Origin of the sequence: Cupriavidus sp. 2KB_3 (assembly GCF_052115685.1) — a bacterium.
Lineage (GTDB): Bacteria > Pseudomonadota > Gammaproteobacteria > Burkholderiales > Burkholderiaceae > Cupriavidus > Cupriavidus campinensis.
Map to the genome: position 1 here is coordinate 12,651 of NZ_JBFRHD010000029.1, position 22,907 is coordinate 35,557.

23 protein-coding genes are annotated in these 22,907 nt (G+C 68.5%); 18 read left to right on the top strand and 5 right to left on the bottom strand.

Annotated elements, in window-relative coordinates; translation table 11 throughout:
• Positions 1-4: 4 nt before the first annotated feature.
• Positions 5-2,482 carry an LPS-assembly protein LptD gene (locus tag AB4120_RS25075; protein ID WP_149136694.1) on the bottom strand — a complete coding sequence of 826 codons (2,478 nt, stop codon included), beginning with the start codon at positions 2,480-2,482 and terminating at the stop codon, positions 5-7.
• 178 nt (positions 2,483-2,660) lie between these two features.
• Here AB4120_RS25075 and AB4120_RS25080 point away from each other — a divergent pair, with 178 nt between their 5' ends.
• From AB4120_RS25080 to AB4120_RS25160, 17 genes are all read left to right on the top strand, one after another.
• On the top strand, positions 2,661-3,707 hold the full coding sequence (locus tag AB4120_RS25080) for an aminoglycoside phosphotransferase family protein (RefSeq protein ID WP_149136695.1): 1,047 nt from the start codon (positions 2,661-2,663) through the stop codon (positions 3,705-3,707).
• A gap of 86 nt (positions 3,708-3,793) precedes the next feature.
• Positions 3,794-4,471 carry an AzlC family ABC transporter permease gene (locus AB4120_RS25085; protein ID WP_441642993.1) on the top strand — a complete coding sequence of 226 codons (678 nt, stop codon included), beginning with the start codon at positions 3,794-3,796 and terminating at the stop codon, positions 4,469-4,471.
• Positions 4,468-4,791 (top strand): AzlD domain-containing protein, encoded by a 324-nt coding sequence (locus tag AB4120_RS25090; RefSeq protein WP_441642987.1) that lies wholly within the window; start codon positions 4,468-4,470, stop codon positions 4,789-4,791. The genes AB4120_RS25085 and AB4120_RS25090 overlap by 4 nt, the downstream gene beginning before the upstream one ends.
• A gap of 5 nt (positions 4,792-4,796) precedes the next feature.
• Complete coding sequence (murU, locus tag AB4120_RS25095; RefSeq protein ID WP_441642994.1) at positions 4,797-5,570, top strand: N-acetylmuramate alpha-1-phosphate uridylyltransferase MurU; 774 nt, start codon at positions 4,797-4,799, stop codon at positions 5,568-5,570.
• Positions 5,571-5,670: 100 nt separating this feature from the next.
• Positions 5,671-7,077 carry an aminopeptidase P N-terminal domain-containing protein gene (locus tag AB4120_RS25100; RefSeq protein ID WP_149136697.1) on the top strand — a complete coding sequence of 469 codons (1,407 nt, stop codon included), beginning with the start codon at positions 5,671-5,673 and terminating at the stop codon, positions 7,075-7,077.
• Complete coding sequence (locus tag AB4120_RS25105; RefSeq protein ID WP_262389483.1) at positions 7,074-7,634, top strand: hypothetical protein; 561 nt, start codon at positions 7,074-7,076, stop codon at positions 7,632-7,634. The genes AB4120_RS25100 and AB4120_RS25105 overlap by 4 nt, the downstream gene beginning before the upstream one ends.
• Positions 7,558-8,862 (top strand): UbiH/UbiF/VisC/COQ6 family ubiquinone biosynthesis hydroxylase, encoded by a 1,305-nt coding sequence (locus AB4120_RS25110; protein ID WP_149136698.1) that lies wholly within the window; start codon positions 7,558-7,560, stop codon positions 8,860-8,862. The genes AB4120_RS25105 and AB4120_RS25110 overlap by 77 nt, the downstream gene beginning before the upstream one ends.
• A 204-nt stretch (positions 8,863-9,066) precedes the next feature.
• Entirely contained in the window at positions 9,067-10,140 is a 1,074-nt protein-coding gene (dusB, locus tag AB4120_RS25115; protein ID WP_144197225.1) for a tRNA dihydrouridine synthase DusB, read from the top strand.
• Entirely contained in the window at positions 10,137-10,370 is a 234-nt protein-coding gene (locus AB4120_RS25120; RefSeq protein ID WP_019447044.1) for a Fis family transcriptional regulator, read from the top strand. Before dusB ends, AB4120_RS25120 begins: the two co-directional genes overlap by 4 nt.
• A gap of 16 nt (positions 10,371-10,386) precedes the next feature.
• Entirely contained in the window at positions 10,387-11,961 is a 1,575-nt protein-coding gene (purH, locus tag AB4120_RS25125; RefSeq protein WP_441642988.1) for a bifunctional phosphoribosylaminoimidazolecarboxamide formyltransferase/IMP cyclohydrolase, read from the top strand.
• Between the two features lie 119 nt (positions 11,962-12,080).
• The gene (ruvC, locus tag AB4120_RS25130; protein ID WP_144197512.1) at positions 12,081-12,626 is read left to right on the top strand and encodes a crossover junction endodeoxyribonuclease RuvC; all 546 of its coding nucleotides are present in this window, start codon (positions 12,081-12,083) and stop codon (positions 12,624-12,626) included.
• A 123-nt stretch (positions 12,627-12,749) separates the two neighbouring features.
• A complete protein-coding gene (locus AB4120_RS25135; protein ID WP_149136700.1) occupies positions 12,750-13,916 on the top strand; it encodes a glycerophosphodiester phosphodiesterase in 1,167 nt (388 codons plus the stop codon).
• 77 nt (positions 13,917-13,993) lie between these two features.
• Complete coding sequence (gene ruvA / locus AB4120_RS25140; protein WP_144197222.1) at positions 13,994-14,575, top strand: Holliday junction branch migration protein RuvA; 582 nt, start codon at positions 13,994-13,996, stop codon at positions 14,573-14,575.
• A gap of 71 nt (positions 14,576-14,646) precedes the next feature.
• Positions 14,647-15,717, top strand: coding sequence for a Holliday junction branch migration DNA helicase RuvB (ruvB, locus tag AB4120_RS25145; protein WP_149136701.1), 1,071 nt, complete (start codon positions 14,647-14,649; stop codon positions 15,715-15,717).
• Between the two features lie 280 nt (positions 15,718-15,997).
• The gene (locus tag AB4120_RS25150) at positions 15,998-16,579 is read left to right on the top strand and encodes a hypothetical protein (protein ID WP_149136703.1); all 582 of its coding nucleotides are present in this window, start codon (positions 15,998-16,000) and stop codon (positions 16,577-16,579) included.
• Positions 16,580-16,641: 62 nt separating this feature from the next.
• Entirely contained in the window at positions 16,642-17,226 is a 585-nt protein-coding gene (locus AB4120_RS25155) for a BPSL1445 family SYLF domain-containing lipoprotein (protein WP_149136704.1), read from the top strand.
• A gap of 160 nt (positions 17,227-17,386) precedes the next feature.
• Positions 17,387-18,130: a queuosine precursor transporter gene (locus AB4120_RS25160; RefSeq protein ID WP_144197218.1), complete on the top strand. Its 744-nt coding sequence runs from the start codon at positions 17,387-17,389 to the stop codon at positions 18,128-18,130.
• 49 nt (positions 18,131-18,179) lie between these two features.
• Here the strand turns inward: AB4120_RS25160 and AB4120_RS25165 are convergent, their stop codons facing one another.
• The 4 genes from AB4120_RS25165 to tyrS are packed head-to-tail and all read right to left on the bottom strand — an operon-like array spanning position 18,180 to position 21,297.
• Positions 18,180-18,854 carry a histidine phosphatase family protein gene (locus AB4120_RS25165; protein ID WP_149136705.1) on the bottom strand — a complete coding sequence of 225 codons (675 nt, stop codon included), beginning with the start codon at positions 18,852-18,854 and terminating at the stop codon, positions 18,180-18,182.
• Between the two features lie 56 nt (positions 18,855-18,910).
• Positions 18,911-19,558 (bottom strand): YbhB/YbcL family Raf kinase inhibitor-like protein, encoded by a 648-nt coding sequence (locus AB4120_RS25170; RefSeq protein WP_144197216.1) that lies wholly within the window; start codon positions 19,556-19,558, stop codon positions 18,911-18,913.
• 20 nt (positions 19,559-19,578) lie between these two features.
• Positions 19,579-20,049, bottom strand: coding sequence for a D-aminoacyl-tRNA deacylase (dtd, locus tag AB4120_RS25175; protein WP_149136706.1), 471 nt, complete (start codon positions 20,047-20,049; stop codon positions 19,579-19,581).
• A gap of 6 nt (positions 20,050-20,055) precedes the next feature.
• Positions 20,056-21,297, bottom strand: a complete 1,242-nt coding sequence (gene tyrS / locus AB4120_RS25180) for a tyrosine--tRNA ligase (RefSeq protein ID WP_149136707.1) — start codon at positions 21,295-21,297, stop codon at positions 20,056-20,058.
• Between the two features lie 215 nt (positions 21,298-21,512).
• Between tyrS and AB4120_RS25185 the strand changes: the two genes are divergently transcribed.
• The gene (locus AB4120_RS25185; RefSeq protein WP_144197213.1) at positions 21,513-22,907 is read left to right on the top strand and encodes a M23 family metallopeptidase; all 1,395 of its coding nucleotides are present in this window, start codon (positions 21,513-21,515) and stop codon (positions 22,905-22,907) included.

Genomic DNA, 22,907 nt, shown 5'->3' on the forward strand with positions numbered 1-22,907 from the left:
TCCGTCATTCATAGTGATCGTACTGGGACGTGGGCACCGGACGTGCGGTAACAGGCTCGTAGCCCGGCACGTTCAGGCGCAGCATGTCCAGCGGGTTGGAACCGATCTTGGACAACCCGCGGAATTCCACCTGCAGGAAGAACCGGCCGGTGTAGCCCTGTGTGGTGTTGCGGAAGCGCTGGTATACCACGCGTCCCACCCAGCAGTCGGCGGCGTACTCGATGCCGGCCAGCGCATCCACCAGCTGGTTGGCGGTCTGGTCGAACGCCACCCGGCCAATGCCGTAGGTGCGGCGCGTGATCGGCCACTGGCTCGACAGTTCGAACTGGTCGATGGCCGAGTTGTCGGTCACCGAGGTCGGCCGGCGGTAGCGGTAGCCCACGTTGACCAGCTTGCGCGACTCCGGCCGCCAGGCGAACGCCACGTTCGAGTAGTTCACGCGGTTGTCCTCGGGGCTGTACTGGATACCCGCATCGAGATAGTAGCCGCGGAACAGCTGGATCGTGGTAGCCGCGAGCAAGTCAGAATAGCTCGGCTTGGTATCTGTGGACGTGCCGGTCAGCTGCACACGCTGGCCGGTGAAGTCCACGCGCTGCGCCAGCGTGCCGCGGAAGCGCTCGATGCCGGTCTCGGACTCGATCAGGCGCGTGGTCACGCCCGCCGTGAGCTTGTTGTTGTCGGCGATGCGGTCATTACCGGTGAACGCGTTCTCGCTGAAAATCTGCCCGTAGCCAAAGTCTGACTGGACAGTATCGAACAGCGGGAACTGGCTCTGGTCGCGGAACGGCGTGTAGACGTAGAACAGGCGCGGTTCCAGCGTCTGGGTGTAGTTCACCCCGAACAGTTTGCTCACGCCGGGCGCCGCGCGGTCGAACACCATGCCCGAGTCCAGGCTCACCGTGGGAATGGCACGGCCGAACGAGTTCTGCGCACCGGTGGTGTTGGTGCCGGTGTCCATGTTGTACTGCGCGGCGTTGAAGATCACCTTCGGCGTCACGAACCAGCCCGGGCGGATGATCGGGTAGCTGATCACCGGCTGGATGAAGGCGCGGTTGCCCTCGGGCTGCTGGAAGCCGGTGGAGGTCAGCGGGATCCGGAAACGGGTGTAGTCGGCTTCCACCGAGATATCGAAGCCGCCGAAGTCATAACGCGTGTAGCGGCCGTTCAACTGCGGTTCGCGCTCGTAGGACGGCTCGCTCGGGCGCAGCGTCTGGAACTTCTGCACCCGCGCCATGAACGTGAAGTCCTGCCAGTTGTAGATCACGCCACCTTCCTGCGTGTACTGGCGCAGGGTGGACTGCGAGACCGAGCGCGTCAGGTCGTCCGGGTACTGGTCGTCGGACACCTTGCTGACGTTGGCATACGCCGTCATGCCCGGGATGATCCGCTGGGTGTGCTGGAACGAATACGCCCAGCGGTCGCGCTCGGCCTTCCGGTCGTCCGGCAGGAATTCAGCCCGCAGGCGGCCGGAATACCCGTCGCCGAGGTAGCGGTAGTCGCCGCCCAGCTGCACACCGCGCGAGCTCAGCAGGCGCGGATAGATCGTCAGGTCGCGGTTCGGCGCCAGGTTGAAGTAGTACGGCACCGTCAGGTCGAGGCCCGACTTGGAGCTATAGCCAAACAGCGGCGCCAGCACCCCGCTGCGGCGCTCGTCGTTCAGCGGGAACGAGAACGCCGGCGCGCCGGCGATCGGCACGTTGAAGAAGCGCAGCACGCCGCCGTAGGCGGTGCCCACCTGGCGGTCGTTGTCGATCTCGATGCGGTTCGCGCTGAAGTACCAGTCGGCGTTATCCGGCGAACAGGTCGTGTACGACGCCTTCTTCATCGTGCTGCGGTCCGGGTCGATGAAGTCGATGCGCTCCGCGCTGCCCGCGCCGCCGGTCTGCTTGAAATAGTAGTCGGGCGAGAGCATGTAGCCCTCGTTGGCCTCCACGCGCAGCCTGGCCTCGGGGCCGACCGCCAGCGTGCCGCTCTTGGACAGGCGCACGTTGCCCGTGGCATGGGCCTCGTCGGTGTCCTGGTCATAGGTCACCTTGTCGCCCTTGACCACGGCGCCGTCGCGGCGCAGCTCGGCATTGCCCTCGAGCGCCACCCCTTTCTCGCTGAAGCCGGTCAGGCTGTCGCCCGAGACATAGGCCGGGGCGTTGGGGTTCGACGGGGTCGAACTCGGCGCGATGTTCATGCTGTTGGCCGTGGCCGCCTTCGGCGGCGCCTCGTCCAGGCGCGGCACCAGCGCGCCCGCTTCCGGCGCGGGCGGCGGCGGCTCGGGGGTCTGGGTGACCACCGGCTCGGCGATGTCGATGTTCGGGATGGCCGAGCCCGCGCCATATTGCGCGTGCACGCTCACCGACAGGCCCGCCATGGCCAGCACGAGCGGACGCAGGGTGCTGGCCGGCAAAGCGGCACGCATGCGCCGCGGCAGGCCGCGCAGCGCGGGCGGTCGGGTGGCCGGATGATGCGGTGATCGTTGTTGTTCGGTCATGCGGACGGTTATCGGTCGGCTCGGCGCCGGGCTGCGGTGCGGCCCCGCGAACGGTTCCGTACTTCCCGCCAACCCTTGCCGGAGCAGGCTGCGGGGCAACAAAGGCCCCTCCCGGGGGCCACCCGGCGCCCGGGTCTGGTCGGGTATTATACGGGGCATCGTATCCACCCAATCCGGCATGGCAGCACTTATTCACGACCCAACCTCCGACCCGCGCATCGCCCAGCTCAAGAGTTGGGTCGCCGGGCTCGGCGCCGCATGGTCGATCGACCCCGACTCCTGTGCCCCGGCATCCGCCGACGCCAGCTTCCGCCGCTACTTCCGCGTGCGCACCGGCCATGCCGCCCATCCGACGGCCATTGTCATGGACGCCCCGCCCGCGCACGAGGACTGCCGGCCGTTCATCCACGTGGCCGGGCTGTTCGGCGAGGCCGGCGTGACCGTGCCCACCGTGCTGGCCCAGGACCTCACGCAGGGCTTCCTGCTGCTGGCCGACCTCGGCAGCCAGACCTACCTGTCGAAGCTGGACGCCTCGTCCGCGCGCGGCCTCTATGACGACGCCGCCGCCGCGCTGGTCAAAATCCAGCTGGCCACCCGCCCCGGCACGCTGCCCGCCTACGACCGCGCCCTGCTCCAGCGCGAGCTGGACCTGTTCCCCGAGTGGTACGTGGGCCGCCACCTGGGCGCCACGCTGACCGACGCCCAGCAGGCCGACCTGCGCGAAGTCTTCGACGCCGTGCTGGCCAACAACCTGGCCCAGCCGCAGGTCTACGTGCACCGCGACTATCACTCGCGCAACCTGATGGTCCTGGACGATGGCGCCAACCCCGGCATCCTGGACTTCCAGGACGCCGTGATCGGCCCGGCCACCTATGACGCGGTCTCGCTCTGGCGCGACGCCTATATAGAATGGGACGAAGAGCAGCAGCTCGACTGGCTGATCCGCTACTGGGAACGCGCGCGCAAGGCCGGGCTGCCGCTGACCGCCGATTTCGGTGACTTTTACCGTGATTTCGAGTGGATGGGCCTGCAGCGCCACCTGAAGGTGCTCGGCATCTTCGCCCGCCTGTACCACCGCGATGGCAAGGACGGCTACCTCGCCAACCTGCCGCTGGTGCTCAAGTACACGCGCAACGTGGCCGGCCGCTACACCGAGTTGCGCAAGCTGGTGCGGCTGCTCGATGCCCTGGAAGGCACCGAGCGCCCCGCCGGGTTCACGTTTTGAGCGCCACCCCCGATCCTGCATCGCCCAGCCCCGCGCCGGTCACCCGTGGCGGGGAATGGTGGGCCGGCGTGCGCGCGCTGGCGCCGATGCTGCTCGGCGTGGTGCCGTTCGGCCTGATCTATGGCGTGCTGGCGGTCAATGCCGGCATGCCCGCCTGGCTGGCCTGCGCGATGAGCGCGATCGTGTTCGGCGGCGCCTCCCAGATGATCCTGACCCAGCTCTGGTCCGCCGGCACGCCGGCGCTGGTCATCGCCTTTACCGTGGCGATGGTCAACCTGCGCCATGCGCTCTATTCGGCCACCATCGCCCCCTCGCTGGCACCGCTGCCGCGCCGCTGGAAGGCGCTGGTGGCCTACCTGCTGACCGATGAAGCCTTTGCCGCCATGACGCGCCGCCTGGCCGATACCGGCGCGCGGGCGCGCTACCGCCACTGGTTCTACTTCGGCGCCGGCTTCTCGCTGTGGTCCAGCTGGCAGCTCTCCACGCTGGCCGGCGTGCTGGTCGGCGCGCAGGTGCCGCAGGACTGGCCGCTCGATTTCTTCCTGCCGCTGACCTTCATCGCCATCATCGTGCCGAACCTGAAGCACCGCGCCCACGTGGCTGCCGCGCTGGTGGCCACGGCGCTGGCAGTGACCTGCTTCGGCCTGCCGCACAAGTTGGGCCTGATGGTGGCCGCGCTGGGCGGCATCGCGGCGGGCATGCTGCTGCTCGGGCGCGGGCATCCCACGCCGGGCCACAGCCCGCGCAAGGAGCCGGCGGCATGAATCCGATGACCTTGCTGTGGGTGTTCCTGGGCGCCGGGCTGGCCACCTACCTGATCCGGCTGTCGTTCATCGCCGTGGAAGGCCGCGTGCGGCTGCCGTCCTGGTTCCGCACCGCGCTCCAGTTCGTGCCGGCGGCGATGCTCTCGGCGCTGATCGCCCCGGACCTGCTGATGCACGACGGCGCGCTCTACCTGAGCCCCTATAACACCCGGCTCGCGGCCGGGCTGGTGGCCATCGTCATCGCCGCGTACACGAGCAGCGTGGGCTGGACGATTGCCGGCGGCATGGCCACGCTGATCGCTCTGGAGTATTGGTTGTGAACACCCTGAAAGCGATGATCTTCGCGGCGGGACGCGGCGACCGCATGCGTCCGCTGACCGATACCTGCCCCAAGCCGCTGCTGCGTGTGGGCGGCAAGCCGCTGATCGTCTGGAAGATCGAGGCGCTGGCGCGCGCCGGCCTGACCGACATCGTCATCAACCATGCCTGGCTGGGCGAGCAGCTGGAAGCGGCGCTCGGCGACGGCTCGCGCTTCGGCGTGCGCCTGCACTGGTCGGCCGAAGGCAGCGCGCTGGAGACCGCCGGCGGCATCGCCAAGGCCCTGCCGCTGCTGACGACCAGCCCTGACGCCAGCGAGATCTTCCTGGCCGTGTCGGGCGACATCTTCTGCGACTTCGACTACGCCACGCTGCTGCCGCGCGCCCGCGCCATGGCCGGCGCGATGCGCCCGATGATGCACCTGGTGATGGTGCCGAATCCGCCCTTCCACCCGCGCGGCGACTTCGCGCTGGCTGGCGATGGCCTGCTGCGACTGCCCGATGAGGCAGGGGACGGCGAATCGCTGACCTTCGGCAATATCGGCCTGTACGACACGCGCCTGTTCCGCGAAATCGCGCCGGGCCAGAAAGTGGCGATGACGCCTTATTACCGCGCCGCGATTGCCAGCGGCGATGCCACCGGCGAACGTTTCGACGGCCGCTGGGAGAACGTGGGCACGCCGGCGCAGTTGGCCGCGCTGGATATGGAACTGCGCGCCGGACCAGGCGCCGAACTGGGCGCCGAACCGGGCGCGCCGGCCACGGGCACCGGCGGCGCCTGAGCCGCCCGCGCCACCGGCCAGGCTCCCAGCGGGGCCACCCGCACGCCGACGGGTTTAGAATCGGCATCATTCCCCACCTCGCCACCTCGCCACCCACTCCATGTCCGCACCCGACTCCGCCCTGCTTGGCGCCTGCCGCGACCGCCGCGCCCGCGTGCTGCAACACCTGCGCGCCGGCGGCGGCGGCGTGGCCATCGTGCCCACCGCGCCCGAGGCCATGCGCAACCGTGACAGCGACTATCCCTACCGTCACGACAGCTATTTCTATTACCTGACCGGCTTCACCGAGCCCGAGGCCGTGCTGGTGCTGGTGGCCGGCGCACCCGGGGAAGGCCCCGGCGCGGACCGCAGCATCCTGTTCTGCCGCCCCAAGCACGAGGAGCGCGAGATCTGGGACGGCTTCCGCCATGGTCCGGAAGGCGCGCGCGCCGCGTTCGGCCTGGACGAGGCGCACTCCGTGGAGGAAATCGACACGCTGCTGCCGCCGCTGCTGGCCAACCGCGCCCAGGTGGCGTATCCGCTGGCCGCCTCGGCCGAGACCGACCTGAAGGTGCGCGGCTGGCTAGACGCCGTGCGCATGCAGGGCCGCGCCGGCGTGGCCGCGCCGTCCGCCGCGCTCGACGTGCGCACCCTCCTCGACGAAATGCGGCTGTTCAAGGACGCCGGCGAGGTGGCGATCATGCGCCGTGCGGGCGAGATCTCGGCACAGGCGCACGTGCGGGCCATGCGCGCCTCGCGCGCCGGGCTCAAGGAATATCACCTCGAGGCCGAACTGCTCTACGAATTCCGCCGCCATGGCGCGCAGAGCGTGGCCTACAACTCCATCGTGGCCGCCGGCCCGAACGCCTGCGTGCTGCACTACCGCGCCGGTCCGGCCGAATTGCGCGATGGCGACCTGTGCCTGATCGACGCCGGCTGCGAACTCGACGGCTATGCCTCGGACATCACCCGCACCTTCCCGGTCTCGGGCCGCTTCTCGCCCGCCCAGCGCGAGCTGTACGACCTGGTGCTGGCCGCGCAGGAAGCCGCCATCGCCGAGACGCGCGCCGGCGTGCCGTACAACGTGCCGCACGACGCCGCCGTGAAAGTGCTGGCGCAGGGCATGCTCGACACCGGCCTGCTCGACCGCAACAAGGAAGGCACGCTGGACGACGTGCTGGCCAGCGGCAGCTATCGCCGCTTCTATATGCACCGCACCGGCCACTGGCTGGGCATGGACGTGCACGACGTGGGCGAGTACCGCACGCCGGGACCGCTGCCCGCTGGCCATGAGGGCGAGCGGCCGTGGCGGCCGCTGGAACCCGGCATGGTGCTGACCATCGAACCCGGCATTTACGTGCGCCCGGCCGAAGACGTGCCGGAGCGCTACTGGCATATCGGCATCCGGATCGAGGACGACGCCGTCGTCACCACCGGCGACTGCGACCTGCTCACGCGCGGCGTGCCGGTCAAGGCCGATGACATCGAAGCGCTGATGCGCGACAACCTGGGAGACATCGCACGATGAGGACCCTGCTCCGCAAGCTGTTCAGCGGTGGCGGCACGCAACACACGCATTCCAGCAAGCCCGCAGCAGCGCGGCAAGTGGTGCCGGGCGAGCCGTTCGTGATCAATCTGTATGACGACCGCCTGGTCGTGCATCGTCCTGACGGCCAGCGCGAGGAACTCGCCTGGGCGGCGCTGGAACGTGTGATCGTGCGCGTTTCCGACCGCGCTCCGTGGGCCGGCGCCGCGTGGCTGATCCTGGCCGGCGACGCCGAGAGCAAGCAGGGCTGCGTGGCCCCGCTGGACGCCGCCAACGGCGATGCGCTGGTGGCGCACCTGCAGGCCCTGCCCGGCTTCAGCCAGCAGAAGCTCGACAACGCGCTGCGCGACGCCGCCGCCGGCAAGTCGCGCACGGATGCGGTGCTGTGGAAGCGCGCCGCGGCCAATGCAGCAAACGCGGCAAACGCGGCCGAGACTGCCCAATCCGGCGAGGAAGCTCCTGATGACAAGCACCGTGACCCCGACGCCCAGCACCAGCACCAACACCAGTCCCAGCCACAGTCCGGCGCCCAGCCCTGAGCCGTTCGACATCGCCATCGTCGGCGGCGGGCCGGTCGGCCTGGCGCTGGCGGCCCAGCTCTTGCGCACCACGCCGTGGCGGATCGTGCTGATCGATGCGGCCACGCCGGCACGCGCCGCACGGGACCCCCGGGCGATTGCGCTGTCGCACGGCAGCCGCCAGCTGCTCGAGCAGATTGGCGCGTGGCCGATGCCGGTGCAACCCATCGAGCACATTCATGTGTCGCAGCGCGGGCGCTTTGGCCACGTGAAACTGCATCATGACGATTACGGCGTGCCGGCGCTTGGCTATGTGGTGCGCTATGGCGACCTGTGCCAGACGCTGGAACGCGCGCTGGCACGCGCCGCTGACGCTGCGCCGGGCCGTCTGGCGCGCCAGTTCGAGACGCGCATCGACGACATCGCGCAGGACACCAAGGACACCAAGGCCGATCGGCAGGAAGATGCGGCGCTGGTGCGGCTGAGCGGCACCTCGCATGCCGATCAGGTCGGCCTGCCCATGGCGCTCACGGCGCGCATCGCCGTGCAGGCCGAAGGCGGACTGTTCCACCAGCGCACGCAGCGGCTGGCGCGCGGCGCCGACACCTCGCGGCGGCGCGACTACCAGCAGACGGCCATCATCGGACATGTGACGTGTACGCAACCGCGCCCCGGCTGGGCGTGGGAGCGCTTCACCGAGGAAGGGCCGCTCGCGCTGCTGCCGCATGACGAACACGGCACTGCCGGCTACGCGCTGGTCTGGTGCTGCCCGCCCGATACGGCCATGCGGCGGCTGGCGCTTTCCGAGGCCGAATTCGCCGAAGAACTGGGCGAGGCGTTCGGCTCGCGCATGGGCCGTTTCACGCTGGTGGGCAAGCGTCACGCGTTCCCGCTGGGGCTGAACGCGGCGCCGGTGACCGTCGATGGCCGCATCGCGGCGGTCGGCAACGCCGCGCAGACGCTGCATCCGGTGGCCGGACAAGGACTGAACCTGGGCCTGCGCGATGCCTTCGCGCTGGCCGACTCGCTGCGCGCCGGCTGCACGCCGCAGGCGTTGCTGGCCTTCGCCAGCCGCCACCGCGTGGACCGGGCGATGACCATCGGCGTGACCGACCTGCTGCCGCGCGTCTTTGGCGTCGGCGGGCCGCTGGCGGCCCATGCGCGCGGGGCGTCGCTGGCGGCGCTGGCCTGCGTGGCGCCGCTCAAGGACGCGCTGGCGCGGCACATGATGTACGGCGCACGCGGCTGACATCCCAGTCGCGGCGGGCGGCGCGGCCGTGCCACGCAGGCATGGCCCGCCCCCGTCACCCATGATATTTGCTCATTTCTTGGGCAACCCGGTCCGTTTGGCGGTAAAATCCCGCCCTCGCGCCTTCCCCCAGTACCTGTTTACCGAACGCGCCGTGTGACGCAAACCCGTCTCCGCGCGCCTGTTCCCTTCGCTATTCCTATCGTGCAGATCGGTCCGCATCGTCTTCGCAACAACCTGTTCGTCGCCCCCATGGCCGGGGTGACGGACCGGCCGTTCCGGCAGCTGTGCAAGCAGCTGGGCGCGGGCTACGCGGTGTCCGAGATGGTGGCGTCCAACGCCCAGCTGTGGAAGAGCGAGAAGACCATGCGCCGCGCCAACCACGCGGGCGAGGTGGAGCCAATCTCGGTGCAGATCGCCGGCGCCGAGCCGGGGATGATGGCCGAGGCGGCCCGCTACAACGTGGACCGGGGCGCGCAGATCATCGACATCAACATGGGTTGCCCGGCCAAGAAGGTCTGCAATGTGGCGGCCGGGTCGGCGCTGCTGCAGAACGAGCCGCTGGTGGTGCGCATCGTCGAGGCCGTGGTGGCCGCCGTGGGCGACCGCGTGCCCGTGACGCTGAAGATCCGCACCGGCTGGGACCGCGAGCACAAGAACGCGCTGCGCGTGGCGCGCCTGGTGGAAGACGCTGGCATCAGCATGCTGACGATCCACGGGCGCACGCGCGCGGACCTGTATCACGGCGAGGCCGAGTACGAGACGATTGCGGCGGTCAAGCAGTCGATCCGGATTCCCGTGGTGGCCAACGGCGACATCACGTCGCCGCAGAAGGCGCGCCAGGTGCTGGCCGCCACCGGCGCGGACGCGATCATGATCGGCCGCGCGGCGCAGGGCCGGCCGTGGCTGTTCCGCGAGATCGAACACTTCCTGGCGACCGGCGAGATGCTGCCGTCGCCCGAGGTGGCCGAGATCCGCGCGATCATGAACCATCACCTGGCCGACCACTATGCGTTTTACGGCGAGTTCACCGGCGTGCGCACCGCGCGCAAGCACATTGCCTGGTACACGCGCGGCCTCAAGGGCGCGAACCTGTTCCGGCACCGGATGAACACGCTGGAGTCCACCACGGCGCAGCTGGAGGCCGTGAATGCCTTCTTCGACGAGCAGGCGGCGATTTCCGACCGCCTGGTCTACGTGGAAGACGGCGACGCCACGGCCGAAGGTGAAAATAAGAACGCCGACAACAACAAGAACAAGGAATTGCTTGCCGCATGAGCCGCAACGCCATCGATCAATGTATCCGGGACAGCCTGGATACGTACTTTCGCGACCTGGACGGCGAAGAGCCGTCCAATATGTACAACATGGTGCTGGAGGCCGTGGAGCGGCCCCTGCTGGAAGCCGTGATGGTGCGCGCCGAGCGCAACCAGTCGCTGGCGGCCGCCTATCTCGGCATCAATCGCAACACGCTGCGCAAGAAGCTGCAGCAACACGGTTTACTTTGAAGCGTTCCCCCAAGCCATGATCAAGCAAGCCCTACTCTCCGTTTCCGACAAGACCGGCATCGTCGATTTCGCGCGCGACCTGAACGCGCTCGGCGTGGTGCTGCTTTCCACCGGCGGCACCGCCAAACTGCTGGCCGAAGCCGGCCTGCCCGTGACGGAGGTGGCCGACTACACCGGCTTTCCGGAAATGCTGGACGGCCGCGTGAAGACGCTGCACCCGAAGGTGCACGGCGGCATCCTGGCCCGCCGCGACCTGCCCGAGCACATGGCCGCGCTGGCCGAGCACCAGATCCCCACCATCGACCTGCTGGTGGTGAACCTGTACCCGTTCCAGCAGACCGTGGCCAAGGACGACTGCACCCTGCCGGACGCCATCGAGAACATCGACATCGGCGGCCCGACCATGCTGCGCTCGGCGGCCAAGAACCACCGCGACGTGACCGTGATCGTGGACCCGGCCGACTACGCCGTGGTGCTGGACGAGATGCGCGCCAACGCCAACAGCGTCGGCTACGACACCAACTTCCGCCTGGCGACCAAGGTCTTCGCGCATACCGCTCAATATGACGGTGCGATCACAAATTACCTGACCAGCCTCGGCGCCGACAAGTCGCACCGGGCCCGCAGCGCCTATCCGCAGACGCTGAACCTGGCCTTCGAGAAGGTGCAGGAGATGCGCTACGGCGAGAACCCGCACCAGTCGGCCGCGTTCTACCGCGACCTGAAGGCCGTGGACGGCGCGCTGGCCAACTACGTGCAGCTGCAGGGCAAGGAGCTGTCGTACAACAACATCGCCGACGCGGACGCCGCGTGGGAGTGCGTGAAGTCGTTCGACGCTGCCAACGGCGCCGCCTGCGTGATCATCAAGCACGCCAACCCGTGCGGCGTGGCCGTGGGCGTGAACGCGCTGGAAGCCTACGACAAGGCCTTCAAGACCGACTCGACCTCGGCCTTCGGCGGCATCATCGCCTTCAACGTGGAGCTGGACGAAGCCGCCGCGCAGGCCGTGGCGAAGCAGTTCGTGGAAGTGCTGATCGCCCCGTCGTTCAGCACGGCGGCCCGCAACGTGTTCGCGGCCAAGCAGAACGTGCGCCTGCTGGAGATTCGGCTGGGCAAGGGCGTGAACCAGTACGACCTCAAGCGCGTGGGCGGCGGCCTGCTGGTGCAGGGCCCCGATGCGCGCAACGTGCAGCCGTCCGAGCTGCGCGTGGTGACGCGCCGTCACCCCACCCCGAAGGAAATGGACGATCTGATGTTCGCCTGGCGCGTGGCCAAGTTCGTGAAGTCGAACGCCATCGTGTTCTGCGGCGGCGGCATGACGCTGGGCGTGGGCGCGGGCCAGATGAGCCGCGTGGATTCGGCCCGCATCGCCAGCATCAAGGCGCAGAACGCCGGCCTGACCCTGGCCGGCTCCGCCGTGGCCAGCGACGCCTTCTTCCCGTTCCGTGATGGCCTGGACGTGGTGGTGGACGCCGGCGCAACCTGCGTGATCCAGCCGGGCGGCTCGATGCGCGACGACGAGGTGATCGCCGCCGCCGACGAGCGCAACATCGCCATGGTGCTGACCGGCACGCGCCACTTCCGGCACTGATGTGTCCCGCTGGGGACCGGGGCGCCCGCTTCGATCCCCAGGGCCCCGCGCCCATCGGCGCAGGCGCCAACCCGCAATTCCACTACACTACGCGCATCTCTCCGGCTTCTCCCGCTTTCATGCGCATCCTCGGCATCGATCCCGGCCTCCGCACCACCGGCTTTGGCGTGTTGGAAAAACACGGCAACAAGCTGGCCTACGTGGCCTCCGGCACCATCAAGAGCGACGGGAATTCCAGCCTCCCGGAGCGGCTCAAGACCCTTTACGACGGCATCGCCGAAGTCGCCCGCACCTATGCGCCCGACTGCGCGGCCATCGAGAAGGTCTTCGTCAACGTCAATCCGCAGTCCACGCTGATGCTCGGCCAGGCGCGCGGGGCCGCCATCTGCGGCCTGGTCGGCCATGGCCTGCCCGTGTTCGAATACACCGCGCTCCAGCTCAAGGTGGCCGTGGTCGGCTATGGCCGGGCCAACAAGGAGCAGGTGCAGGAGATGGTGATGCGGCTGCTGGCGCTGTCCGGCCGGCCCAGTTCCGATGCGGCCGATGCCCTCGGCGTGGCCATCTGCCATGCCAACGGCGGCGATACGCTTGGCACGCTGGCCGGCATGGCGCCCGACCTCGCCCGCAAGGGGCTGCGCGTGCGCCGCGGGCGCCTGGTCGGCTAGGCCGGCACACCTCGGCATACCTCAACAAACCCGGACCCTGCCGCGTCGGCGGGCGCCGGACAGGCCAACCCCGGCCTCTGCTCGTACAATCGGCGTTCCGCCCCCTCCCATGAACGCCGCGCGATGTCCTTCCTTCCCCGCCTGACCCTTGCCTTTGCCACCGCCACGCTGATCGCGGGCTGCGCCACGCCGCCGCACCACGCGCACAAGGACAAGGCTGCGGCCGCATCAGCCCCGGCCCCCGCCCAGGCCGCGCCGCCGGCCCCGAAGGCGCTGGTCATCGCCCATCGTGGTGCCAGCGCGCTGCGGCCGGAGCACACGCTGGCGTCCTACGCCAAGGCCATCGAGGACGGCGCCGACGTGATCGAGCCAGACCTCGTCATGACCCGCGACGGCGTGCTGGTGGCCCGCCACGAGAACGACATCACCGGCACCACCAACGTGGCCGAAGTGGCCGGGTTCGCCGACCGCAAGCGCATCAAGGTCATCGACGGAGAACGCCTGACCGGCTGGTTCACCGAGGACTTCACGCTGGCCGAACTGAAGACGCTGCGCGCGCGCGAGCGGATTCCGAAGCTGCGCCCGCTCAACGCCAAGCTGAACGACCAGTTCGAGATTCCCACCTTCGACGAAATCCTGCGGCTGGCCTCGCAGGCCGCCCTCAAGCGCGGCCGCCCGGTGGGCCTGTACCCCGAGCTGAAGCACCCGAGCTATTTCCGGGGCATCGGCCTGCCGCTCGAGGAGAAGCTCGCCGCCGCGCTGCAGGGCAACGCCTACGCCCGCAGCGCGCCGGTCTACGTCCAGTCGTTCGAAGTGGGCCCGCTGCGCACGATGAAGCGACTGCTGGGTACGTCGATGCCGAACGTGAAGATCGTGCAGCTGATTGGCAGCCCGTCCGGCCGCCCCGCCGACTGGCGCCTGGCCGGCGACACGCGCAATTACGCCGAGATGCTCACGCCGCTGGGCCTGCGCGAGGTGGCCACCTACGCCAACGGCATCGGCCCCGAGAAGAGCAACGTGGTGCCGCGCGACGCCCAGGGCGCGCTGGCCGCCCCCACCGCGCTGGTGACCAACGCCCACGCGGCGGGGCTGACCGTCCACCCGTACACGTTCCGGCCCGAGAACGGCTTCCTGCCGAAGCCTTTCCGGGTGGCCGGCGATGACGCCACGCGCAGCCCCAACGGCCTGGTGCGCGAGATCCAGGCCTTCCTGGCCGCCGGCGTGGACGGCGTCTTCACGGACGACCCGGCGCTGGGCCGCCGCGCGGTGGACAGCACGCCGGAGCGGTAGCACGGCGCGATAACCGCCAGCGCGCCACCCGCTCGCGCTACACTTGCCGGCAATTTCGTCACCCCACCCTGCCCACCATGATCGGTCGCATTGCCGGCACCCTGCTTGAGAAGAATCCCCCGCACCTGTTGGTCGACTGCCACGGCGTGGGTTATGAGATCGACGTGCCGATGAGCACGTTCTACAACCTGCCCGCCGTGGGCCAACCGGTGACGCTGCTGACGCAGCAGATCGTGCGCGAGGATGCCCACCTGCTCTACGGCTTCGGCTCGGCGTCCGAGCGCAACACGTTCCGCGAGCTGATCAAGATCACCGGCATCGGCGCGCGCATGGCGCTGGCCGTGCTGTCGGGGCTGTCCGTCGCCGAACTGGCGCAGGCCGTCACGCTGCAGGAGGCGGGCCGGCTGACGCGGATTCCGGGCATCGGCAAGAAAACCGCCGAGCGGCTGCTGCTGGAGCTCAAGGGCAAGCTGGGGGCCGAACTGGGCCACGCGCCCGGCGCCACGCCCGTGGCCGACAACGCCGTGGACGTGCTCAACGCCCTGCTGGCGCTGGGCTACTCCGAGAAGGAGGCCGCGCTGGCCATCAAGCAGGTGCCGGCCGGCACAGGCGTGTCCGACGGCATCAAGCTGGCGCTGAAGGCGCTCTCGAAGGGTTAGCGAAGGGCTAGCGAAGGGCGAACGCTAGAGGCAGCCGGCGTAGAATGACGGCTGTTCTGCATTCCACTGCCATGATCGAAACCGACAAGCTCACCGGCGCCGAGCGCCAGCCCGAACGGGTTATCTCGGCCACCCCCGCCTCCGCCCGCGAGGAGGCCTTCGAGCGCGCCCTGCGGCCCAAGCTGCTGGATGAGTACGTCGGCCAGGAAAAGATCCGTGGCCAGCTCGACATCTTCATGCACGCGGCCCGCAACCGCCGCGAGGCCCTGGACCACGTGCTGCTGTTTGGCCCGCCGGGCCTCGGCAAGACCACGCTGGCCCACATCATCGCGCGCGAGATGGGTGTGAGCCTGCGCCAGACCTCCGGGCCGGTGCTGGAGCGCCCGGGCGACCTCGCCGCGCTTCTGACCAACCTCGAAGCCAACGATGTGCTGTTCATCGACGAAATCCACCGGCTCTCGCCGGTCGTCGAGGAAATCCTGTACCCGGCGCTCGAGGACTACCAGATCGACATCATGATCGGCGAGGGCCCGGCGGCCCGCTCGGTCAAGCTGGACCTGCAGCCGTTCACGCTGGTGGGTGCCACCACGCGCGCCGGCATGCTGACCAACCCGCTGCGCGACCGCTTCGGCATTGTGGCGCGGCTGGAGTTCTATACCGCCGACGAGCTGGCGCGCATCGTCACGCGCTCCGCCCAGCTGCTCAACGCGGTGATCGAGCCCCAGGGTGCGCTCGAGATTGCCCGCCGTGCACGCGGCACGCCGCGGATCGCCAACCGGCTGCTGCGGCGCGTGCGCGACTACGCCGAGGTAAAGGGCAACGGCACGATCAGCCGCGAGACCGCCGACGCCGCGCTGGCGATGCTCGACGTGGACCGCGTTGGCTTCGACCTGATGGACCGCAAGCTGCTGGAAGCCGTGCTGCACAAGTTCGGCGGCGGCCCGGTGGGTGTGGACAACCTGGCGGCGGCCATCGGCGAGGAGCGCGACACGATCGAGGACGTGCTGGAGCCCTACCTGATCCAGCAGGGTTACCTGCAGCGCACTCCGCGCGGACGGGTAGCGACGGCGGCCGCGTACCGGCATTTCGGGCTCGCCACGCCACAGGGCGACACGGGCGGCGATCTGCTTGAGGCACCCTGAGCACCCTGAGCACCCTGAGCACCCCGAGCACCCCGAGCGCCCCGAGCGCCCCGAGCGCCCACTAAGCCTCTCCCCAGACCTCTCCCAGACCCAATCGGCCGAATCCGGCCTGCTGCGGTGCGCAACGACCGCGCATTGCAGCCCTCCCCCGCCAGTTAAACGTTTTCGCGCACCGCTCCAAATTTTTTCGAAGTGGATTGCCCGCTTATGGCCGGTTGTCCACAATGGCTCCATCAGTTTCCACTCCCAGCGCCCACTGCGCCAGAAAGGACTCAGAGCCATGATCCAGCGACCCATCCCGACCCTTGCCGTGCTTGCCAGCCTGCTCCTGGCCGCTGGCGCCGCGCATGCGCAGAAGACGCCTGCGCCGGTCGGCATCGCCGAGGAAGCCGTTATCAGCGGCAAGGTCGTCGATATCGATGCCAACTCGAAGGCGGTACTCGTGCAGGGGCCAAAGGGCAATCTCGTCGAGATCGTGGGCGGCGACGAGGCCAAGAACATCGGCAACGTGCGCAAGGGCGACATCGTCACGCTGACCCGCGCGGCGGCCGTGGTGGCGGCGCTGGAGCCGCTCGACAGCAAGGACACCGCGCTGATGGAGCAGGTGGAGCGCACCTCGCGCGCGCCGGAGGGCGGCAAGCCCGGCGTGATGCGCGAGATCACCACCACCATCACGGCGCAGATCACCAAGATCGATACCGCCAATCGCACCGTGACGTTCCGTGGCCCGCGCGAGACGCTGCGCACGGTCAAGGTCCGTGATCCGAACATCGACCTCACCAAGATCAAGCAGGGACAGATGGCGAAGATCGTTGTGCGGGAGGTTGTCGCCATTACCGTGAAGTCGCCTAACGCCGGCTGAAATCCGGTCCGAACCACCGGAAAGAGTCGAATGCAGTACTTTTCCCCATCAGGAGGTTGCATATGAATCGACGCCATTTCGTGACGCGGGTGACCGGATCCGGCCTGCTCGTGGCCACGGCATTTGCCGCGGGCTGCACCACCACGGGCCCCAAGACGCCAGAGGACGCCGCTGCCAAGAGACAGGAAATCGACGCCGGCGTGGACGGCGCGCTGAACCGGCTCTACGCCTCGGTGGACGGCTCGCGCGAGCTGGCCAACCGCTCCCAGGGCATTCTGGTGTTCCCGCGCGTGATCGGCGGCGGGCTGGTCGTGGCCGGCGAGTATGGCGATGGCGCGCTGCGCTCGAAGGGCGCCACGGTGGGCTACTACCGCACGATCTCGGCCTCGTTCGGCTTCACCGCCGGCGGCCAGTCGAAGGCGGTGATCATGATGTTCATGACGCCCGAGGCCTATAACAAGTTCGTGCAGTCCAGCGGCTGGACGGCCGGCGTGGACGCCAGCGTGGCGCTGGCCAAGATTGGCGCGAACGGCAAGGTGGATACCGTCACGGGCCAGCAACCGGTGATCGGCTTCGTGCAGACCAACGCGGGGCTGATGTTCGATGCCTCGCTCGACGGCTCCAAGATCAGCAAGCTGTCGCTCTGATCGCCTGGTTTTCCATCCTCCAGGGTGTGTTGGCTCCCGGCTCCGGCCGGGAGTTTTCTTTTGCGGGCCCGGCGCAGGCGGCTTGCCGACACGTGTGGCGCCGCGCTGGCATAATCGCGCGAACCCCGCACCGGAAGCCCCACGCCCCATGCCCCCACCCATGCCAGAGTCTCACGCCACGCCCCTCCCGGCCGTCGATGCCGCGCATACCGGGCGCGTCTACCGCTACTACGACTTCGTCATGGTGGCCTTCGTCACGGTGCTGCTCTGCTCCAACCTGATCGGTGCGGCCAAGGCGGCGCAGGTCACGCTGCCGTGGATCGGGCCGGTCACCTTCGGCGCCGGCGTGCTGTTCTTCCCGATTTCCTACATCTTTGGCGACGTGCTGACCGAGGTCTACGGCTATGGCCGCGACCGCCGCGTGGTCTGGGCCGGCTTCACCGCGCTGGCCTTCGCCACGTTCATGAGCCTGGTGGTACTGAAGATGCCGGTGGCGCCGTTCATGGCGGACTACCAGAAGAGCCTGGAGGATGTGTTCGGCAACACATGGCGGATTGCGCTGGGGTCGCTGATCGCGTTCTGCTGCGGCAGCTTCACCAACAGCTACGTGCTGGCCAAGATGAAGCTGTGGAGCGGCGGGCGCTGGCTGTGGACGCGCACCATCGGCTCCACGCTGGCCGGGGAGCTGGTCGATTCCTCGCTGTTCTACGTGATTGCCTTCTACGGCATCTGGCCGCTGGAGAAGGTGATCCAGGTGGCCGTGGCGCAGTACGTGCTGAAGACGGCCTGGGAAGTGGTGATGACGCCGGTCACCTACAAGGTGGTGGGCTTCCTGAAGCGGGCCGAGAACGAGGACTGGTTCGACCGGCACACGAACTTCACGCCGTTCCGGCTCAAGGTCTGAGGTCCGAGGTCCGAGGTCTGAGGGGGCGGGGGCGGCCCCCGGCCCGCGGCTAGGGCACGCGCTTGTCGACTTCGTCGAGCGCCAGCGCCTCCAGGTGGCTCACATCGCCCCATTGCAGCAAGGTCAGGTGCGCGCTGTCGCTGCGCAGGCGGTTGACGCTGGCGTTCAGCAGTTCGTGCTGGCGCGGCGCCTCGAGCGTCATGCCGGTGGCCTCGCGATACAGGCAGTCGAGCACGCCGCCGTGCGCCACCAGCGCGATGCGCTCGCCCGGATGCCGGCGCGACAGCGCCAGCGCGGCCTCGACCGCGCGTTCGTGGAATTCCAGCAGCGATTCGCCCTCGGGCGGCGCGTAGTCCGGCACACGCGCCTGCCAGCGCGCGAAGTCCTCGGGGCGCGCCTCGGCCACTTCGGCATAGGTCATGCCTTCCAGGTCGCCATAGCAGCGCTCGCGCAGGCGGTTGTCGGGGCGCACCGGCAGGCCGAGCGTCTCGGCCAGCGGCGTGGCGGTTTCCATGGCGCGGCCCAGGTCGCTCGAATAGATCGCGTCGATCGGTTCGCCGGCCAGCGCCTCGGCCAGTGCGGCGGCCTGGGCGCGCCCCACCTCGTTCAGCGGGATATCGAGCTGGCCCTGCAGCCGCCGCGCGCGGTTCCAGGCCGTCTCGCCATGACGGATCACGATCAGGTGGGTGTAGGCCAGCGACTGCGGCCCGGTGCTTTGCGACATGCCGGTTCCTTGGGGGCGACGGTTGCGCGCGGGGTCTGCGCCCTGCGCGCGGATGATTACCGGATCAGTTTCGGATTGAGCGTGTAGGTGCCGGTCAGCGAGGCTTCGGCCAGCACGTGGCCCTGGATGGCCTGGCGCACATCGGCGCCCGTGAAATGGCCTTCCACCGGCAGGCGTTCGATATCGAGCGCGTAGACGGTGAACACGTAACGGTGCACGAGCGCATCGTTCCACGGCGGGCAGGGACCGTCATAGCCGAAGTAGTGGCCCTTCATGTCCTCGTCGCCGGAGAACCAGGCCGTGTAGTCGTTGGTGCCATGGCGCAGGCCACCGGCCACGGCCGTGCCGACCAGCGTGTCCGGGCCCGGCTTGCCGCGTGCGATCACGCCGTCGCTGTGCGTGCCGGCCGAGATCGTGTTCAGGCCCGGCGGCATGTCCACCAGCACCCAGTGGAAGAAGTCCGCGCGCGGCAGCGACGCCGGCACTTCGCGGTCGGGCTGGTTCACGTCGTCGCCCACGGTCGGCACATCGGGATCATGGCAGACCAGCACGAACGAACGCGTCTCGGCGGGGGCCCCGTCCCAATGCAGGTCCGGATTGCGGTTGCTCGACAGCGCCACATGATTGGCGGCATCAGGCACGCAGAATGCAAACTCGCCCGGAATGGGCGCGTTGTCGGCAAATGCCTTGCTCCAGAGTTTCATGAGGATCTCCTTGGGATGTGTCACGCCGTGCCGGCCGGCGGCACGCGCAGCCAGAACGTCACAGGGCCGTCATTGACGAGGCTGACCTGCATCATCGCGCCGAACTCGCCGGTTTCCACCAACGGATGCGCGGCGCGCGCGCGGGCCACGAAATGTTCATACAATCGCCGTCCCGCCTCGGGCGACGCCGCCGGCGTGAAGCTTGGCCGCGTGCCGCTGTTGGTATCGGCGGCGAGCGTGAACTGCGACACCACCAGCAGCCCGCCCGCCTTACCCTGCCCGTCCATGTTCTGCACTGGCAGGTTCATCTTCCCCTCGGCGTCTGAAAACACGCGGTAGGCGAGCAGTTTGGCCAGCAGGCGTTCGGCCTGGGCCTCGGTATCCCCGCGCTCGGCGCAAACCAGCGCCAGCAGCCCGGCGCCGATTTCGCCCGTGGTGCGGCCCGCCACGGTCACGCGGGCCTGCGCCACACGCTGGATCAGGGCGATCATCGCGCCTTACGCCAGGGTCACGCGGGCGAAGCGGCGCTTGCCCACCTGGACCACGTAGGTGCCGGCGGCCACCTTGGTGGCCTTGTCGCTCACCACGGAGCCGTCGATCTTGACCCCGCCCTGCTCGATATTGCGGTTGGCCTCCGAGGTGGACGGCACCAGGTTGGCCTGCTTCAGCAGTTGGGCGATGCCCAGCGGCGCGCCTTCCAGCGTCACCGCCGGAATGTCGTCCGGCACGCCACCGCGCGCGCGGTGGTTGAAGTCCTCGAGCGCCTTGTCGGCATCGGCCGCGCTGTGGAAGCGCGTGACGATCTCCTGCGCCAGCATCACCTTGCAGTCGCGCGGGTTGCGGCCCAGCGAGATCTCCTGCTTCATCAGGTCGATCTCGCTCATCGGCCGGAACGACAGCAGCGTGAAGTACTGCCACATCAGGTCGTCCGAGATGCTCATCAGCTTGCCGAACATGTCGTTCGGAGCCTCGGTCACGCCGATGTAGTTGTTTTTCGACTTCGACATCTTCTCGACGCCGTCCAGCCCCACCAGCAGCGGCATGGTCAGGATGCACTGCGGCTCCTGGCCGTATTCCTTCTGCAGCTCCCGGCCCACCAGCAGGTTGAACTTCTGGTCGGTGCCGCCCAGCTCGATATCGGCCTTGAGCGCCACGGAATCGTAGCCCTGCATGAGCGGATAAAGGAACTCATGGACCGAAATCGGAATCCCAGACCGGAACCGTTTGGTGAAGTCGTCGCGCTCCATCATCCGGGCCACGGTGTACTTGGCCGCCAGCTGGATCATGCCGCGCGCGCCGAGCGGGTCGCTCCACTCGCTGTTGTAGCGGATCTCGGTCCGGGCGGGGTCGAGCACCAGGCTGGCCTGGCGGTAGTAGGTCTGGGCGTTGGCCTCGATCTGTTCCCGGGTCAGCGGCGGCCGGGTGGCATTGCGGCCCGACGGATCGCCGATCGTGGAGGTGAAATCGCCAATCAGGAAGATCACCTGGTGGCCAAGGTCCTGGAGCTGGCGCAGCTTGTTCAGCACCACGGTATGACCCAGGTGGATGTCAGGCGCGGTGGGGTCCAGGCCCAGCTTGATACGGAGCGGCACGCCGGTGGCCTCGCTGCGGGCGAGCTTCTGGAGCCACTCGGCTTCGATCAACAGCTCGTCGCAGCCACGCTTGGTGATCTCCAGGGCATGCATCACCGACGGCGTAAGTGGATATTTGGCCGCGGCGGCCGGGGTCACTTCAGACATGAGATAAGTCGTTGAAATAATTAAGGAATCGCCGACGGACAGCCGGAGTCGTTCTGGTATAATCCGCGCTTTGTGTCTGCCGGGGCTGCCCGGCGGCAACCGCCATTGTAGGCGGCTGACAAACATTGGCCCGCGCCGCAACCTCGGGGGAGGAAGGCAGACGAAGACACATCGTCGCGGCAGCGGAGCCCGGAATCAAGGTTGAATTTTACGTGATGTGGTCCAGTCTCCGCGAAGTTTTCGCGCGCGAGCTGGTGGTGCTTGTCGACCCGACCAACCCCCAGCATGCCCGGCGCCGCAAGCAACTCACCGTTGCTGTCGGCACCGTTTTCACGCTCGGCATGGCTGCCGCGATGGGCGTCGCCCCGCGCAATGCCTATGACGACCCCCAGGCGCCGAAGGTGCGGGAGGCCATTCGCCTGCCCGACCTGCGCACCCAGCTCGAGCAACTCACCGAGAGCGACACCGAGAACCGCTATGTGCGCGAAGACCGCATGCAGCGCGGCGACACCCTGGCCACGCTGCTGCGCCGGCTGGGCGTGGAAGACCCGGACGCCCAGGCGTTCATCCTCAAGAACGCCACCGCGCGCGGGCTGCTCAACCTCGACGCCGGCCAGGCCGTGCAGGCCGAGATCGACGACCGCAACCTGCTGGTGTCGCTGCAGGCCAACCTGGGCGGCGACGCCGCCGCCTCGCGCGAACTCGTGATCGAGCGCGTGGCGCCAAAGGCCGAGGGCGGCGACTACACCTACAAGGCGCGCGTCCAGTCCGTGGACAACGACGTGCACTACGAGATGGCCTCCGGCGCGATCGAGGCCGGCGGCTTCTTCAAGGCAATGGACGGCGCCAACGTGCCGGACGAGATCGTCCAGCAGATGATTTCGATCTTCTCGGGCGTGATCGACTTCCACCACGACATCGCCAAGGGCGACCGCTTCCGTATCGTCTACGAGGCCGGTTTCCGCGACGGCGCCTTCGTGCGCAACGGCCGCGTGGTGGCCATCGAGCTGATCAATCGCAACACATTGCACCAGGCGCTCTGGTACGCGCCGGAAGACAGCGCAGCCGGCGCCTACTACACCTTCGACGGGCGCAGCATGAAGCGGCCGTTCCTGCGCTCGCCGGTGGAGTTCTCGCGCGTGTCGTCCGGTTTCGGCGGGCGTGATCATCCGCTCCACCACCAGTGGGCGCAGCACAAGGGCGTGGACTTCGCCGCGCCGCAGGGTACCAAGGTCATCGCCACCGGCGACGCCACGGTGGACTTCGTCGGCCAGCAGAACGGCTACGGCAATATCGTGGTGCTTCAGCACGCGGGCGGCTACTCCACGTACTACGCCCACCTGTCCGGCTTTGCCGGGCTGCGCCAGGGCCAGCACGTGAGCCAGGGCCAGGTGATCGGCTATGTCGGCGCTACCGGCTGGGCCACCGGGCCGCACCTGCACTACGAGTTCCGCTTCAACGACGTGCCGCAGAACCCGCTCACCATCACGCTGATGGAAGCGCCGGCGCTGACCGGCAAGTCGCGCACGCAGTTCCTGACCTATACCAGCGCGATGTTGAGCCGCATCAACATGCTGCGCACCTACAACGTCCTGACCGCCAGCAACTGA

What these genes read in the sequence shown, in the direction of transcription:
- AB4120_RS25075 (WP_149136694.1), bottom strand. Translation starts at nt 2,482, where the DNA reads ATGACCGAACAACAACGATCACCGCATCATCCGGCCACCCGACCGCCC.
- AB4120_RS25080 (WP_149136695.1), top strand. Translation starts at nt 2,661, where the DNA reads ATGGCAGCACTTATTCACGACCCAACCTCCGACCCGCGCATCGCCCAG.
- AB4120_RS25085 (WP_441642993.1), top strand. Translation starts at nt 3,794, where the DNA reads ATGCTGCTCGGCGTGGTGCCGTTCGGCCTGATCTATGGCGTGCTGGCG.
- AB4120_RS25090 (WP_441642987.1), top strand. Translation starts at nt 4,468, where the DNA reads ATGAATCCGATGACCTTGCTGTGGGTGTTCCTGGGCGCCGGGCTGGCC.
- AB4120_RS25100 (WP_149136697.1), top strand. Translation starts at nt 5,671, where the DNA reads ATGTCCGCACCCGACTCCGCCCTGCTTGGCGCCTGCCGCGACCGCCGC.
- AB4120_RS25105 (WP_262389483.1), top strand. Translation starts at nt 7,074, where the DNA reads ATGAGGACCCTGCTCCGCAAGCTGTTCAGCGGTGGCGGCACGCAACAC.
- AB4120_RS25110 (WP_149136698.1), top strand. Translation starts at nt 7,558, where the DNA reads ATGACAAGCACCGTGACCCCGACGCCCAGCACCAGCACCAACACCAGT.
- AB4120_RS25120 (WP_019447044.1), top strand. Translation starts at nt 10,137, where the DNA reads ATGAGCCGCAACGCCATCGATCAATGTATCCGGGACAGCCTGGATACG.
- purH (WP_441642988.1), top strand. Translation starts at nt 10,387, where the DNA reads ATGATCAAGCAAGCCCTACTCTCCGTTTCCGACAAGACCGGCATCGTC.
- ruvC (WP_144197512.1), top strand. Translation starts at nt 12,081, where the DNA reads ATGCGCATCCTCGGCATCGATCCCGGCCTCCGCACCACCGGCTTTGGC.
- AB4120_RS25135 (WP_149136700.1), top strand. Translation starts at nt 12,750, where the DNA reads ATGTCCTTCCTTCCCCGCCTGACCCTTGCCTTTGCCACCGCCACGCTG.
- ruvA (WP_144197222.1), top strand. Translation starts at nt 13,994, where the DNA reads ATGATCGGTCGCATTGCCGGCACCCTGCTTGAGAAGAATCCCCCGCAC.
- ruvB (WP_149136701.1), top strand. Translation starts at nt 14,647, where the DNA reads ATGATCGAAACCGACAAGCTCACCGGCGCCGAGCGCCAGCCCGAACGG.
- AB4120_RS25150 (WP_149136703.1), top strand. Translation starts at nt 15,998, where the DNA reads ATGATCCAGCGACCCATCCCGACCCTTGCCGTGCTTGCCAGCCTGCTC.
- AB4120_RS25155 (WP_149136704.1), top strand. Translation starts at nt 16,642, where the DNA reads ATGAATCGACGCCATTTCGTGACGCGGGTGACCGGATCCGGCCTGCTC.
- AB4120_RS25160 (WP_144197218.1), top strand. Translation starts at nt 17,387, where the DNA reads ATGCCAGAGTCTCACGCCACGCCCCTCCCGGCCGTCGATGCCGCGCAT.
- AB4120_RS25165 (WP_149136705.1), bottom strand. Translation starts at nt 18,854, where the DNA reads ATGTCGCAAAGCACCGGGCCGCAGTCGCTGGCCTACACCCACCTGATC.
- AB4120_RS25170 (WP_144197216.1), bottom strand. Translation starts at nt 19,558, where the DNA reads ATGAAACTCTGGAGCAAGGCATTTGCCGACAACGCGCCCATTCCGGGC.
- dtd (WP_149136706.1), bottom strand. Translation starts at nt 20,049, where the DNA reads ATGATCGCCCTGATCCAGCGTGTGGCGCAGGCCCGCGTGACCGTGGCG.
- tyrS (WP_149136707.1), bottom strand. Translation starts at nt 21,297, where the DNA reads ATGTCTGAAGTGACCCCGGCCGCCGCGGCCAAATATCCACTTACGCCG.
- AB4120_RS25185 (WP_144197213.1), top strand. Translation starts at nt 21,513, where the DNA reads ATGTGGTCCAGTCTCCGCGAAGTTTTCGCGCGCGAGCTGGTGGTGCTT.